The organism is Micropruina sonneratiae (assembly GCF_025972045.1).
GTDB lineage: Bacteria > Actinomycetota > Actinomycetes > Propionibacteriales > Propionibacteriaceae > Micropruina > Micropruina sonneratiae.
On sequence record NZ_JAPDHX010000002.1, the window covers coordinates 302,062 to 315,560 of the forward strand.

The 13,499-nt window shown below is 67.3% G+C and carries 17 protein-coding genes; 12 read left to right on the forward strand and 5 right to left on the reverse strand.

Translation table 11 applies throughout. From position 1 onward, the window contains the following. Window positions 1–62 precede the first annotated feature (62 nt). Window positions 63–3,164, reverse strand: a complete 3,102-nt coding sequence (gene lacZ, locus OIE40_RS06555; protein WP_264701218.1) for a beta-galactosidase, LacZ type — start codon at window positions 3,162–3,164, stop codon at window positions 63–65. Next, the gene (locus OIE40_RS06560) at window positions 3,161–3,415 is read right to left on the reverse strand and encodes an ABC transporter permease family protein (protein WP_264701219.1); all 255 of its coding nucleotides are present in this window, start codon (window positions 3,413–3,415) and stop codon (window positions 3,161–3,163) included. The genes lacZ and OIE40_RS06560 overlap by 4 nt, the downstream gene beginning before the upstream one ends. On the opposite strand from OIE40_RS06560, the gene OIE40_RS06565 reads away from it, so the two are divergent. Continuing rightward, window positions 3,414–3,740: a DUF2568 domain-containing protein gene (locus OIE40_RS06565; protein ID WP_264701221.1), complete on the forward strand. Its 327-nt coding sequence runs from the start codon at window positions 3,414–3,416 to the stop codon at window positions 3,738–3,740. The genes OIE40_RS06560 and OIE40_RS06565 overlap by 2 nt on opposite strands. A gap of 47 nt (window positions 3,741–3,787) precedes the next feature. On the opposite strand, the gene OIE40_RS06570 is transcribed toward OIE40_RS06565, so the two are convergent. Then, complete coding sequence (locus tag OIE40_RS06570) at window positions 3,788–4,303, reverse strand: CGNR zinc finger domain-containing protein (protein ID WP_264701223.1); 516 nt, start codon at window positions 4,301–4,303, stop codon at window positions 3,788–3,790. A gap of 25 nt (window positions 4,304–4,328) precedes the next feature. On the opposite strand from OIE40_RS06570, the gene OIE40_RS06575 reads away from it, so the two are divergent. Then, window positions 4,329–4,562: a hypothetical protein gene (locus OIE40_RS06575; RefSeq protein ID WP_264701225.1), complete on the forward strand. Its 234-nt coding sequence runs from the start codon at window positions 4,329–4,331 to the stop codon at window positions 4,560–4,562. A 79-nt stretch (window positions 4,563–4,641) separates the two neighbouring features. Continuing rightward, on the forward strand, window positions 4,642–5,586 hold the full coding sequence (locus tag OIE40_RS06580; protein ID WP_264701227.1) for an SDR family oxidoreductase: 945 nt from the start codon (window positions 4,642–4,644) through the stop codon (window positions 5,584–5,586). Window positions 5,587–5,623: 37 nt separating this feature from the next. Here OIE40_RS06580 and OIE40_RS06585 read toward each other — a convergent pair whose 3' ends face one another. Continuing rightward, complete coding sequence (locus OIE40_RS06585) at window positions 5,624–6,289, reverse strand: winged helix-turn-helix transcriptional regulator (protein ID WP_264701229.1); 666 nt, start codon at window positions 6,287–6,289, stop codon at window positions 5,624–5,626. A gap of 84 nt (window positions 6,290–6,373) precedes the next feature. On the opposite strand from OIE40_RS06585, the gene OIE40_RS06590 reads away from it, so the two are divergent. From OIE40_RS06590 to OIE40_RS06600, 3 genes are all read left to right on the forward strand, one after another. Next, on the forward strand, window positions 6,374–6,952 hold the full coding sequence (locus OIE40_RS06590) for a dihydrofolate reductase family protein (protein WP_264701231.1): 579 nt from the start codon (window positions 6,374–6,376) through the stop codon (window positions 6,950–6,952). Between the two features lie 946 nt (window positions 6,953–7,898). Continuing rightward, window positions 7,899–8,102: a hypothetical protein gene (locus OIE40_RS06595; protein WP_264701233.1), complete on the forward strand. Its 204-nt coding sequence runs from the start codon at window positions 7,899–7,901 to the stop codon at window positions 8,100–8,102. A 208-nt stretch (window positions 8,103–8,310) separates the two neighbouring features. Then, complete coding sequence (locus tag OIE40_RS06600; RefSeq protein WP_264701235.1) at window positions 8,311–8,868, forward strand: putative immunity protein; 558 nt, start codon at window positions 8,311–8,313, stop codon at window positions 8,866–8,868. A gap of 25 nt (window positions 8,869–8,893) precedes the next feature. On the opposite strand, the gene OIE40_RS06605 is transcribed toward OIE40_RS06600, so the two are convergent. Continuing rightward, window positions 8,894–9,655, reverse strand: a complete 762-nt coding sequence (locus OIE40_RS06605; protein WP_264701236.1) for a MerR family DNA-binding transcriptional regulator — start codon at window positions 9,653–9,655, stop codon at window positions 8,894–8,896. 70 nt (window positions 9,656–9,725) lie between these two features. Here OIE40_RS06605 and OIE40_RS06610 point away from each other — a divergent pair, with 70 nt between their 5' ends. From OIE40_RS06610 to OIE40_RS06635, 6 genes are all read left to right on the forward strand, one after another. Continuing rightward, entirely contained in the window at window positions 9,726–10,205 is a 480-nt protein-coding gene (locus OIE40_RS06610; RefSeq protein WP_264701238.1) for a putative immunity protein, read from the forward strand. A gap of 39 nt (window positions 10,206–10,244) precedes the next feature. After that, window positions 10,245–10,913: a putative immunity protein gene (locus tag OIE40_RS17005; protein WP_413774467.1), complete on the forward strand. Its 669-nt coding sequence runs from the start codon at window positions 10,245–10,247 to the stop codon at window positions 10,911–10,913. A gap of 153 nt (window positions 10,914–11,066) precedes the next feature. After that, entirely contained in the window at window positions 11,067–11,393 is a 327-nt protein-coding gene (locus tag OIE40_RS06615) for a hypothetical protein (RefSeq protein WP_264701240.1), read from the forward strand. 96 nt (window positions 11,394–11,489) lie between these two features. Then, window positions 11,490–12,077, forward strand: a complete 588-nt coding sequence (locus tag OIE40_RS06625; RefSeq protein WP_413774468.1) for a C-terminal helicase domain-containing protein — start codon at window positions 11,490–11,492, stop codon at window positions 12,075–12,077. Window positions 12,078–12,323: 246 nt separating this feature from the next. Then, window positions 12,324–12,914, forward strand: coding sequence for a hypothetical protein (locus tag OIE40_RS06630; protein WP_264701242.1), 591 nt, complete (start codon window positions 12,324–12,326; stop codon window positions 12,912–12,914). 94 nt (window positions 12,915–13,008) lie between these two features. Then, on the forward strand, window positions 13,009–13,491 hold the full coding sequence (locus OIE40_RS06635) for a hypothetical protein (RefSeq protein ID WP_264701244.1): 483 nt from the start codon (window positions 13,009–13,011) through the stop codon (window positions 13,489–13,491). The last annotated feature ends 8 nt before the right edge of the window (window positions 13,492–13,499 follow it).

Genomic DNA, 13,499 nt, shown 5'->3' on the forward strand with positions numbered 1-13,499 from the left:
CCGACAGATCCCTCAGGGCAGGCCCGGGATGACGAACACCCCGGGACGACCGGGACAGGCCGTCAGGCGATGCCGCGGAAGGCGAACCGGAAGGTCAGCGGCTCGGTGGCGCCCACCAGGTACTCGGGGTGGGTGCGGGCGCCCCACGAGTCGTCGCCGCCGACGCCCCGACGCTTCAGTGCCGGACGCAGGATGGTCCGCTGGATCGGCGGTAGGTCGACCGGGTGCAGGGCGTTCTCGATCTCGAACGGCGTCCAGGGCAGGGCAGAGAACTCCATCGGGCCGGACGCCTCGAAGCGCAGCCCGCGCCCCGCTTCATCGGTCACCTCGGCCCAGCGGACGCCGGTGTGGCTGCCCGCCTCCTGCGGGCGGACGTACGGCGTCAGCTGGGTGCTCACGTCGCCCTCCCAAACCCCCAGCCGTGCCCCCAGGCGACGGTCCGCGTAGCACTCGTGCGGTCCCTCGCCGTACCAGCGCAGCCGGTGCAGGGCGGCGTCGGCCGCGAACAGCATGCCGAACTCCGGCAGGTCCGGCAGTCCCGCGCCGGCGTCCAGGCTCAGGGTCACCTCGACCCGCCCGTCGCCGTCGACCAGGTAGGCGACCTCGCATGCGCTCGCCGGTTCGGTGGGCAGCAGGTAGCGGTAGCGGATCTCGACACCGTCGTCCCCGACGCTGACCGATGGCCCGGACTGGTCGGCCGGTTTGGCGTACCGGCTGGCCAGCTGCCATTGCCCGTCGCGGAACGGCATCCCCCAGCCGCGCTCGTTGGACGTCGGCGCGTGCCAGAAGTTGGGGTGCGGGACGCCGCGCAGCAAGTCGATGCCCCCGTCACGGCCGCCGATCCGGTAGGACAGCAGCCCGCCGTGGATGCGTGAGAACAGGGCTTGGAAGTGCCGCCCGCGGACGCCGACGTTGTGGATGCCGTCCACGTACTCGGGCCTGGGACGCGCCGCCGATCTGCCGCCGGCCGCCGAATCGGGGGCCCCGGCCACGGGGAACACGGCCTGCTGGTGGGCGACCACGTGCCCGGCCGCAGCCCACGCCGTGGCCTCGGGCAGCGCGAACGTCACCTCGACCACGTACTCGCCGGCGGCGTCCGGCACCGTGAACGGCAGGGCGAACCGACCGCTCTGACCCGGTGCGACGTCGGTGGCGACCTCCGCGGCGGCGAGCACCTCGCCCTCACGGACGAGTTCGGCGCGGCAGCACAGAGCCGAGCTCGCGGTGAACAGGTACCGGTTGTCGACCTCGAAGCCGTCGGCGTCCACCCGGATCGCCAGCGGCTGGTAGAGGTACTTCATCTCGGCGACGGCCGGCTTGGGCGTGTGGTCGGCGAACAGCATGCCGTTGGCGCTGAAGTCGCCGTCGTGCGGGGCCTCGCCGCAGTCGCCGCCGTAGCCGAAGTACTGCTGGCCGTGCCGGTCGGTGAGCCGGATCGCCTGGTCGGCGAAGTCCCAGATGAACCCGCCCTGGAACAGCGGCTCGCGGTAGGCCAGCTCGAAGTACCGATCGACGGCGCCGAACGAGTTGCCCATCGCGTGGGCGTACTCGCACAGGATGTACGGCTTGTCCCGGTGCTCGGTCAGGAACTGTTCGATCTCGGACGCCGGGGCGTACATCCGGCTGACGATGTCGGTCGTGCCCGGATGGCGGGGATCCCAGTGCACCCCCTCGTAGTGCACCGGCCGGGTCGGGTCGTTGGCCCGGAACCAGTCGCTGACGGCCAGGATGTTGCTGCCGCCGAACGACTCGTTGCCGCACGACCAGATCACCACGCTGGGGTGATTCTTGTCTCGTTCCAGCAGGTTCGCAGCCCGGTCCAGCAGGGCGTCGCGCCACTCCGGCCGGTCACCTGGGACGACCTGGTCGAGGCCGATCCGGCCCCGGCCGTGCGCGTCCCACAGTCCGTGCGACTCCAGATTCATCTCGTCGATCAGGTAGAACCCGTAGCGGTCGCACAGTTCGTAGAAGAACGAGTTGTTCGGGTAGTGGCTGGTGCGGATCGCGTTGACGTTGTTGGCCTTCAACAGCCGCAGGTCGGCCTCGGTCTGCTCGACCGACATCACCCTGCCGTGCAGCCCGAACTCGTGGCGGTTCACGCCCTTGAACACCACCCGGCGCCCGTTGACGCACAGCACGCCGCCTTCGATGCCGAAGCGGCGGACGCCGACCTTCAGCGGCACCACCTCGCTGACCGCACCGGCGGCGTCCAGCACCTCGAGGGTCAGGTCGTACAGGTGCGGATCCTCCGCGCTCCACAGGCGCGGCTGCTCGATCGTGACGCACAGCTCACCGGCACCGCCGGTCAGCTCGCCGACCCCGGCCAGCACGGCCCGGACGCCGCCGGCGCCGGTCAGCGTCGTGCGCAGCGTGACGACGGCGCTGGCCAGGTCGTCGGCCACCTCGGTGACGACCCGGACGTCCTGCGCGTGCACCGCGGGGCGCCGGTACAGCACGACGTCGCGGAACAGTCCGGAGAAACGGTAGAAGTCCTGGTCCTCGATCCACGACCCGGCGCTCCACTTGAACACCTGCGCGGCCAGCCGGTTCTCGCCCTCGACCAGCGCATCGGTGAGGTCGAACTCCGACGGGGTGAACGAGTCGGTGCCGTATCCGACGAAGGCACCGTTCAGCCACACCGCGATCGCGCTCTCGGCGCCCTTGAACGACACGCTGAGCCGCTCACCGTCGGCGAGCGGGTGCTCGAGGGTGAACCAGGTGACGTAGCTGCCGACCGGGTTGAACCGGGCCGGAACCTGCGGCGGCTCGACCTGCTCGTGACCGTCCCAGGGGTACTGCACGTTGGTGTACTGCGGGCGGTCGTAGCCCTGCAGCTGAAGATGCCCCGGCACAGTGATGGTGTCCCAGCCGGAGCAGTCGAAACCGGGCTGCTCGAAGCCGGGCACCAGTTGGCCGGGATTGACGGCGAAGTGGAACTTCCACAGGCCGTTCAGCGACTGCTCGAAGGCGCTGACCCCGGACGCCGCCTCGTCCGCACAGGTGAACCAGCGGTGGTCGGAATGGGCGGCGATCCGGTTCGCCGCCAGCCTGGTCGGGTCCGCGATCCACGACGGGTCGAAGCCGGCGGGCGTACCGGCCCCGGCGGCCGGTTCAGCACGCCCGTTCGGGCGCGCGTCGATCGGGGTGCGAATATCAGAACTCACTTGACTGCTCCTGTGATGCCGTCTGCGAAAGCGCGTTGGAGAACGAGGAAGATGACCATCGTCGGCAGTGAGGCCAGCAAGACAGCCAGCATCAGCATGCCGTAGTCGGTGACGTACCCGGCACGAAGGTTCGAGATCAGCATCGGCATGGTCTGGTAGGCGCTGTTGACGAGGATCACCTTCGGCCACAGGAAGTTGTTCCACGCGGTCATAAAGGTGATCACGGCGGCGGCCGCGTAGGTCGACCGCATGGTCGGCAGGAAGATGCGGGCGAAGATCTGCAGCTACGTGAGTGTCGCGGGCGCGACCGGCGGCGTCCTGTGGGCGTGGCTGGCTGCCGGCGCCGCGTTCGCTCTGGTCACCGTCCTATGGGGATTGTTGCTCGCGCCGAGGGCACCGGTGACGCTGCCGGGCTGGGCCACCTGGACGATCGAGGCGGTGCTGTTCGTGGCCGCAGGCGCCTGGCTGGCGGGCCTGGGGCATCCCTGGACGGGTGCCGCCATGGTGGTCGTCTGGGCGCTCAACCGCGTCGCTCTTCGCTGGCTGCGACCCGATTTGGTGCCGCCGCCGAGTTGAGCCATCGCCCGTCGTGACCCGGTCCGGTCGTGGCCCGAGCCTGCCGGTCAGCGGGCGCGGGCCCGGTGCCGCCGCACCGCGGCCCGGTTGGCGCACCGCACCGAGCAGTACTGCTGGCGTCCGTTGCGGGTCACGTCGACGACCACCGCGTCACAGTCGGCCGCGCAACGGTGCAACCGGTGCATGCCGCGGGTGGTGAGGTGCAGGGCGGTGCCGACGCCGATCACGGCGGCCAGCACCTCCGCCACACTCTTCTCGTCGTCGCGGTAGTGCAGGTGCCAGCCCTCCCCGTCGTGATCGGTGAGCCGGGGGTACGCGGTCGCCGCCGCCATCTGGCCGTTGAGCAGCGCCGCTCGCAGCCGCGGGTCGCCCTCGTCGACCACCAGCAGCCAGTCGTCGATCACCGTCCTGACCTGTGGGTGGTCGTCGCCGGAGCGCGGAAACTCCATCGTCATGCCCAGTTCGTGGGCCCTTTCCACGATTCCGTCGGCGTCCGGCGGCCAGTCGTTGGCCAGGGACGCCGCCAGCAACACCGCATACTCGCCGTAAGGGTTGAGATGCATAAGGCCATTACATCACAGTGGAGTCATGACCTCCCTTGCACCCGATCTCGACCCGATCACGACCGCCACCGACCAGCCCACGCACGAGCACGCCTGGAGCGTTGAATCCCGGCACCGCACCTCCATCGGCCACCTGTTGTACGTGCGCTGCGCCGAGTGCGGCACCCGTCGCGTCGACGTCCAGAGCCACGTCTATGAGCCGCCCATCGCGCTCAGCCGCCACCTGGGCAGCGCGGACGCCGCCGCCGTCCGCGGCTGAAGAACCCGGCCCGCCCTTTTCGTGGGCGCGTGCACCGGGTAAGAGTGGTGGACAGCAGCAGCGCACCGAGAGTGAGCACATGGCCCGCATCCCCAATGAGTTGACCATTCCCGACCTGTCCGGACGCCGTGCCGTCGTCACCGGGGGCAGCGACGGCATCGGGCTGGGCATCGCCACCCGGCTGGCCGGAGCGGGCGCCGAAGTGGTCCTGCCGGTCCGCAACCAGGCCAAGGGCGAGCGTGCGATCAGCACCGTTCTCGGCCGGCACCCGGACGCCGCGGTGTCGTTGCGCGAGCTGGACCTGTCCTCGCTCGCGTCGGTGGCCGCCCTGGGCGAGACGCTTCGCCAGGAGCGCGCGCCGATCAGCATCCTGATCAACAACGCCGGAGTGATGACGCCCCCGCAGCGCCAAACCACGGCCGACGGTTTCGAGTTGCAGTACGGCTCGAATCACCTGGGCCACGTCGCACTGGTGTGGCACCTGCTGCCGCTGCTGCAGCAGGGCCGTGCCCGGGTCACCTCCCAGATCAGCATCGCCGCCAACCAGGGCGCCATCAACTGGGACGACCTGAACTGGCAGCACGGCTATCGCGGCATGGGCGCGTACAGCCAGTCCAAGATCGCACTGGGACTGTTCGGCCTCGAACTCGACCGCCGCAGCCGATCGCACGGCTGGGGAATCAGCAGCAATCTCTCCCACCCGGGCGTGGCTGCCACCAGCCTGCTCGCGGCCCGCCCCGAACTGGGACGGTCCGGCGACACGCTGGGCCACCGGCTGATCGCGGGACTGTCGCGGCGGGGCGTCCTGTTCGGCACACCCGACAGCGCGGGACTGCCGGCCCTGCTGGCCGCGACCGGACCCGACTCGCGCGGCGGCGCGCTGTACGGGCCGCAGGGCCTGGGCCACCTCGGCGGACCACCCGGTGAGCAGAAGCTGTACTCCCGACTGTGCAGCACCGAGGACGCCGCGCGCAGTTGGGCGGCGTCGGAGGAGTTGCTGGACCTGGAGTTCCCGACGGCCTGAGGCCGGCGAGCCACGTGCGCGCCGAGGGGCGGGGGCGTTACCCGGCGTCCGCCCGGTAGGGGACGCGGAAGATCTCGACGAACTCCGCCAGCAGGGCCGGGTCTCCGGTGACCTCGACGGCACCGCTGGCCACGGCGTCCGCCGGATCGAGCACGCCGGCCAGCAGGTCGCGGAATCCTGGGCCGCCCTCGACGATCAGGTCGGACGGCTGGGCGGGGCCCGGCCCCACCACCACGGCCCGATCGGCGACGATCGCGTGCGCCACGGCCTGCCCGACTCGGACGGTGAACGCGCGCCGGCGTCCGCGCGGCGGCGTCCGGTGCTGCGACGCGACCCGCAGCGCGGAGACCAGCGACGCCTCTGTGACGATCTCCCCCTCGCGCGGCTCGCGCAGCTCGGCCGCACCCCAACGGGAGAGCGCATCCAGCGCGGGCTGCAGCTCTTCACCGCGGGGCGTCAGTGCGTACACCACCGAACGATCGGCACCGGCTCGCGCCTGGCGCACCACCAGCCCGTCCTGCTCGAGCTCCTTGAGGCGGGTCGCCAGCAGGTTGGACGGGATGCCCGGCAAGCCGGCGGCGAGGTCGGAGTAGCGGCGCGGCCCGACGAGCAGGTCGCGCAGGATCAGCAACGTCCAGCGCTGGCCGAGAATCTCGGCGGCGCGCGACAACCCGCAGTACTGGCCGTAGGCACGCGTTGGCATGGTCACACGATAACCCGTGACTTGAGGAAGTGATGCATGCTTCATTTAATGAAGTCATTCTGCGCGATGGAGCGAGGAGGAGCCATGGAACTACTGGTCGACTACATCACCTCTCTGGACGGCTACGGCGCCGCGGAGGGCTGGCCGGGCTGGTGGGGCCTGGAGGGTCCGGAGTACCTCGGCTGGCTGGCCGAGGATTCGGAGAAACCGCGCACGCTGTTGATGGGCGCCAACACCTACCGGCTGATGTCGGGCTTCGCCGCCTCGGAGTCCGAGGGCGTCGGCGCGCTCGACACCGTGCCCAAACTGGTCTTCTCGAACACCCTCGACGAGCCGCTGACCTGGCACAACTCGACGTTGGTGCGCGGCGACGCGGTCGAGGCGGTGCGGCGACTCAAGGAGCAGGGTGCGGGTCTGCTGTCGACGATCGGCAGCGTGTCCCTCGCGCGCTCCCTGCTGGTCGCGGGCCTGGTCGACCGCTTCCGTGTCGTGGTGTTCCCGGTGATCACCGGCCGGACCGGGCAGGAGCGCATCTACGACGGCTACCCGGACGTCGTGCTCGAACTGATCGAGGCCCGTACCTTCGACGCGGGCCTGCAACTGCTGGACTACCGGCCGCGCCTGCTGGACGCCCCGCTTCCCCCGGGACCGGGCAGCGCCTGAGTCAAGAAAAGGCCCCGAGATCTCGACACGTGCACCCGACTGTTCAAGACCACGTTCCATTCAGCGATATTGAACGTCCGGGACTCGTGAACACCGAGAGACGACCTGGCGCGACACGTCCAGCAGACCTTGGTGCGCGGGAAATGAGGGATGCCACTGCCTTTCGGTGCAGCCCTGATGGCCGCAGCCCGTCCTCAGCCAGACAAATCGGCGGCTCCGCCTGAGTCACGGACTCCGAAGTGCGCCGAGTGCGGGTCATGGCATCAGTGACGACGAGGTAATGGCGGCGATCGTTCGAGGGATCGTGCACCTGGTCGCTGACCAGCCCGGCGGTGACCTCGTGCGTGAGGTCCGACCGGGGATCACCCGTCAGCCGGAGCCCTCATGCACGACCCTCACGACCGAACTCGCCCGCTCAGGGTCGGGTCGCTGTTCTCGGGCTATGGTGGGCTCGACCTCGCCGTCGAGCACGCTTGTAGACCTCGCAGTTCGACCTCTCCGGGCAGCCGGCGCCGTACTCGGCGACCTGGCCGACCTGCGGTATGACGCGGAATGGGTCGGCCTACCAGCGTCCCTTGTCGGCGCTCCTCATCCCAGGCTCCGCATCTTCATCGCCGCCCGCAACCAAGGCACTGTTCAGGACGCCGCTCGCCACGGACTCGACGCGCGGCGGAGAGTCACTGGAACAGGTGAGGGCACGGCGGGGAACGATCGCGCTCTCGCATCAGATCATCGACCTCGCTCTCAACGGGCCGGCTGGCTCGCAGAGCAGGGGCAGCGAAGCGGAGATGCTGTGGTCGCTGGTCGAAGACATCTTCATCGCTGGGAACGCCACGCCGGCGCGATCGCCCAGTGGGAGCACATCTCGGGAAGATCGGCTCCCGCACCAGCACTCCTGACTGGCGATTCGGGGACACGTCCGGCGCCGGAGTTCGTGGAGTGGCGGATGGGTCTCGAAGCCGGATGGGTCACCGACGTTCGTCACGGGCTTAGCCCGAACCAGCAGCTAACGGCCCTCGGCAACGGGGTGCTCCCGCTCCAGGCCGTCGCCGCCCTCACCGAGCTCAAGCTGTCTTGGGAGCCGACACGACCGGCTTCGGTGCTCGGCAGTCTCGACGCCGGATACACATCTGTGCTGAGCGTTGATTGAGGGTTTTCGTGATCCATGTGAACTGCTAACTGCACAGAGTCTCAACCTAATGTGCAGTGATAGGATTGATGTCTGTGGCGCACCGAGTCACTGCTCGCGACGGCCACAGGCGTTTCCGTCCTTCCTCCTGAGCTGTGCCATCTGCGTGGTCAGCGTCACCGCCGGCGTCGCCTCAGACACCGCCGAAGAACGTGGAAGAGGAATGTGAATGACAGCAGATGCGACCGACTGGCTCGACCAAACGAGGTCGAAGCTGAAGCGTGGAAATGTGGTTCTGTTCCCCAAGAACAGTCCGCTGTTCGGTGAGCTGAGCCACATCATCGACCGCGAGAGCCACAAGGTGATGGTTCTCTGGGCGTTCGACTTCGCCTCGCAGGCCGTCGAAACACTGAGGCGACGTTACCCAGAAGAGACGCGCCCACAAGTTGCTCTCGACACGACTCGTGCATGGGCGGCTGGCGAGGTCAAGATGCCAGTTGCAAAGCGGGCTATCCTGGCCTGTCACGCGTTCGCGAAGGAGTTGGACTCCCCGATCGATATTGCCCTGTGTCATGCCGTCGGGCAAGCTTGCGGAGTCGTCCACGCGAATGGGCATGCACTTGGGTTTCCGGTTTACGACCTCACTGCGATCGTGCTGGGTAGCGGAGTCGACAACTGTCGAGAACCTGTCGAGCGGCGTGTCAGCGAGTACATCGATCGCATCACGTACTGGCGGGAACACCAGGCGGACTACAAGGGTCCATGGGCGCAGTTCATGACGCGATAGCGACCTGCCACAGGGTGCTCGCAGCTCAGGTAGGCGGATATCGATGCTCTTCTGGCGCATTGAGCGGACCGAAGATCGGTCCGTCAAAGGCATTGATGTACGCGAAGAGTCGGGCAGCACCGTTCATCTGGGCGAGTCCGCGTAGTCTGAGCTGACTCCGCCATTCGGCCAACATCCCTTTGAGTGCCTGGATGCTGCCAGCGTCTCGAAGCTCGACCAAGACGGTTCTGATGGTGCTGAGCGGTTGGCCTCCCCGGCGGAGCAGGTGCGCCAGCTCGGCGTCACGAACATCCTGAGCGTGGTACTGGCGGTGTCCGGTGTGTGCGTCGCGCTGCGGATTGAGCACTCCGGCGCGTTCCCAGGCCCTTAGCGTGGCTGGGCTGATCCTGAGGTGGCCGGCAAGTTCGCCGATGCTGTACCTGACCCGTGTTCCGCGCACTTCTGGCGGGATGTCCGCCCCGAGATGTTTCAACGCCGTCTCGACTGTTCTGAGCGTGTCGCGGTCACGAGCCAAGAGGGCATGGCCCTGATCGACGAGTTCTAGCGCCTCGTCTAGGGCGCCACGGGTTACGGCAAGCATGATGCGACGGCTGAACGGATAGCCGCAGGCGGGGATGAGGGCCATATAGGCTGCCACGCCCGCCGCATGAGCGGCGGTGTAGTCCCGGTAGCCGCTTGGGCTGCGCTGAGCCCGAGGGATGAGGCCGGCTTCCTCGTAGTTGCGGATCGCCTGCGTGGAGAGGCCGTGCTCGCGGGCGATGTCGATGGACCTCACCTTGACCTCCATTTGAGGGTTGGAGTGGCACCTGGCTGGCTTCTTGGCGACAAGTGCCAACGGTTATTCAGGGATACTATTGATGAACATGGCACAGCACAGCGGCACCGTACCAGGAGACTTCGATCTGACGATGGGCGAGCTCCGCACCGTCGTGCGTTACGTGGTGATGCATGCCGAGGACGTGCTCGATGTGTTCGAGCAGGCCGTGCCCGATGATCCGCGTCCCCGTGCCGCGATCGAGGCGGCCTGGACGTTCGTCAACGGGGCGAACCGAACCAAGCTGCAGCGCGTCGCGTCGCTCGACGCTCACCGGGCCGCTCGCTCTGCTCCCTCCGAAGCTGCACGGCTCGCCGCACAGTCAGCCGGGGATGCGGCGTCCGCGGCGTACCTGCATCCGATCGCTCAGGCGAGCCAGGTCGGTCACATCCTGCGTGCTGCTGCAAATGCGGCCCACATCGCGGAGCTGACAGCCGGAGGCGACCCCACCCTCGGCGATGCGTTGCTGAACAGGTCTCGACAGCGAGCGACAGCGGTGCTCAGTGATGTCCTCCGCCGGTAGCCGCACCCCCCGTGTGGGCGAAGTCGCGTCAGCCAGTTGATGCACTCACTCGATCAGTCCCTACGCAAGTCTGAGGGTGCCAACTCAGGTCGAGCGCAGCTCGCGAAGGACCGGCCAAGAACCAAGACACCGGGCGCACTCACTCTCAGTGAGAACGACCGCCGAATCCTCGCCTTGTGGGCCGCTGACTGTGCCGAGCGTACGTTGCCGCTGTTCTTGGCCGAGGCGCCCGATGACCCGAGGCCACGCGAAGCTATCGAAGGAGCGCGGGCTTTCGCGCGCGATGAGATACGCATCGGGGTAGCACGCGCGTTGGCTGCCAGCGCCCACGCTGCGGCGCGTGAGGTCTCTAGCCCCGCGGCTATCGCGGCGGCCAGGGCAACAGGCCACGCTGTCGCGACCGCTCATATGGCGTCCCATGCTCCAGGGGTTGCATACGGTGCTCTCGCACTTTCCCACGTCGAACCGGAAGGAGAGAAGGCCGCCCACGACGAGATTTTGTGGCAGCTCGACCATGCCTCTGCCGAGGTTAAGGCAGTTATGCGGAAGCTGCCTCCTCGGAAAGAAGGGAAGGGACTGCTCGCGAGGCTTGTCCAACAGCTCCAGTCGGGTTTGACCAGCGCACCTGAACACGACTACTTCACCCAAGACTCGATGGAGCGCCGTAGTGGAAAGCGACCTCCGAACACCAGCCGAACTCTCTCCTAACGGGCGCTCCTGCCTATAGGTCCTAGTGGCTGAGGTGTCGAGGCCGGGTTCGACATGGAGGCGGAGCACGCGACCGGATGGAGTCAGTTCCAGCCGTTGATGGCTCGCACACACACGGCGCATCGCCCGGTAAGTCCAGCGGCATACGACTGCGTGAGGGTCATGGTCATATGGGATGGCTCCGCGATTATTTTCAGCGAGTTCGGGCAGCAGGCGGTCAAACTCGGTGACGTGATTGTGCTTGGCGCAAATACGCTATTCGGAGGTGAACCAGAAGATCGAGTCACTTTGACTACGATTTACGCGGATACCGACTATGTAATCGACCAAGTGTTCTGGCAACACGTCGGCATCCTGCACGATCGGCTCGATGCGCAGGATTTCGCGGCGACGAACTACACCGAGCCGGCGCAGATCCTCCGGCTTGGCGAGGATCGGGCCGGCATGCTCATGCCGTGGCTGGACGAGCTGGTTGCGTAGTTGAGTCCCCGATCGTGGTGTAGCGCGGTCGTCGAGATCGTCACCGGCGTGTACGTCGGACGAAGACGCGGCCGAACCCACTACGCAGCGAACCTGATGTCCACCACCCCGAAGTCGTCCTGGCCGTGGGTCAAAGCCTCCTGCTCCCTCGCGCACCTTCAACACGAGCGCGTCCGCGGGTTGCTGCTCTCGGTTGAGTGCAGCGTAGCCGCAGACCAGCGGCAACGGATGGTCGATGACTTCTCAAAGGCCGGCCGCGGCGCCGTCCTGGTCGCCCAGGTCGTCGCCGGCGGTACCGGCCTCAACATCCAGGCAGCATCCGTGATCATCATCTGCGAACCGCAACTCAAACCCACGATCGAAGCCCAAGCCATCGCCCGCGCCGACCGCATGGGACAAGTTCAATCCGTCCAGGTCCACCGACTGCTCTCTGAAGAAGGCGTCGACCAACGCATCACCGAGATCCTCGCCACCAAGAGGCAACTGTTCGACGAATACGCCCGCCTCAGCGAAACCAAGGACAGCTCACCAGAGGCAGTCGACATCTCCGAAGCCGAACTCGCCCGCGAGGTCGTGGCGGCCGAACGCCAGCGCCTGTTCCAAGGTCTCCCTACCGCGTCCTCGCCGAGCGATGAACGCCACGGGTTGGCCACGGTCACACCATCTGAGTCGACCGACCGGTGATCGAACAAGTGGACCCCGCTGACAGCAGGATGGCGGAGTGCCGTGTCTTCGACCCGGAGGGCCGGACCGATCGCTATGCTCCCGATTGGGCGTTCCGGTTCGCCCATCTCTGAGCCCGAAGGCCCGCGCGCCAAGGGCTGCGAGGACAAGGCTCCCCAGGGGTCACCGGATCTGCGTTGGCACCATGCAACTCGACTGACAGGTGCCCCGGCGCGGCGGGTGCACCGTTTCTTAGGAGTGGCATCGATGTCCAATCAGAATCGGAAACGTCGCGTCCGCGCACGCATGAAGGCGACAGGCCAGAAGTACACCTCAGCCTTCCGCGACCAAGAGACCCGCGAGTCGCTACGGGCACCCAACCAGCACCCAGACCCGGTGGCGCTGCTCGGTCGGCAAGTCTGCGACAACTGCGGAGGACCCGTCCGGTGGGTCAGCCCTGACGAACTCAGGAAGGTGAACCCCACGGCCTACGCTGAGGCCGCTGAGGTCTTCGGCCAGGCTGCCCTGATGCGCGGGAACGCATGGATCTGCCTGAACTGCGACAGCATCGGCTTCACCAGCGAACCAGAGGGCGACTTCGCCGACGTCGCACAACTCCCGGGCATGTTGAGCATCCCGGACGTGGATCACTGCGAGATGTGTGGCATCCCAGTCGAATGGGTCGACCCGGCGTCAGCTGCATCGCTCGACCGAAGGGCCTTCGTCGAGGCGAGGAAGCGGCATGGCCTCCCGGCGCTGCTCGACGGCCACGCGTCAATATGTCCCGAGTGCAAGCTCATTCGCTTCTACGCACACGAACACCGCTCCTACCCCGATTTCGAGACTCCGTCCTTCTAGCGCGGGCGAGTCGGCTGCGTCGGTGTGCTTCGTGCGGCGTGGCGGTTCGGGTCGGTCAGCCCACCCCGGCCGACCGGGCTCTACGCTTCCGACCGTGGACGAGTCGAGCTATTCGGGGCTGAGCCTGGTCGTGGCCATCGTGGCTGTTCTGCTATCGGCGGGTGCCCTCATCGTCGCACTGCTTGCACGGTCAGACTCACGCCGATCCGCGCTCGCGTCCGAGGCTGCCGCGGCCGAAGCCCAGCGGGAGAACGACCGCAACGACACTCTCGACCGACGCGATCGCAATGACCGGATACGAGGAGCACTCTCCGCCCACGAGGAAACCCACCGCGACCACACCTTCCGCATCCACAATGAAGGCACCGATCGGGTGACTGGGCTAAGGGTGGTCGATCCTCCGGACCTGTCCGGATTGCCTGACGTCTTCGACCTTGACCCTCAGGGCGGGAAGTCGGAGCGGTTCGAGTTCAGATCGCCGACCAAGGAGAACAATCAACTCACCGTGATCTGGCGGGGACTCGACGAGCCCGCGAAGATCATCGTTCGGAAGCGTTCTCGCATGTGGGTAATTTGACCAGACGC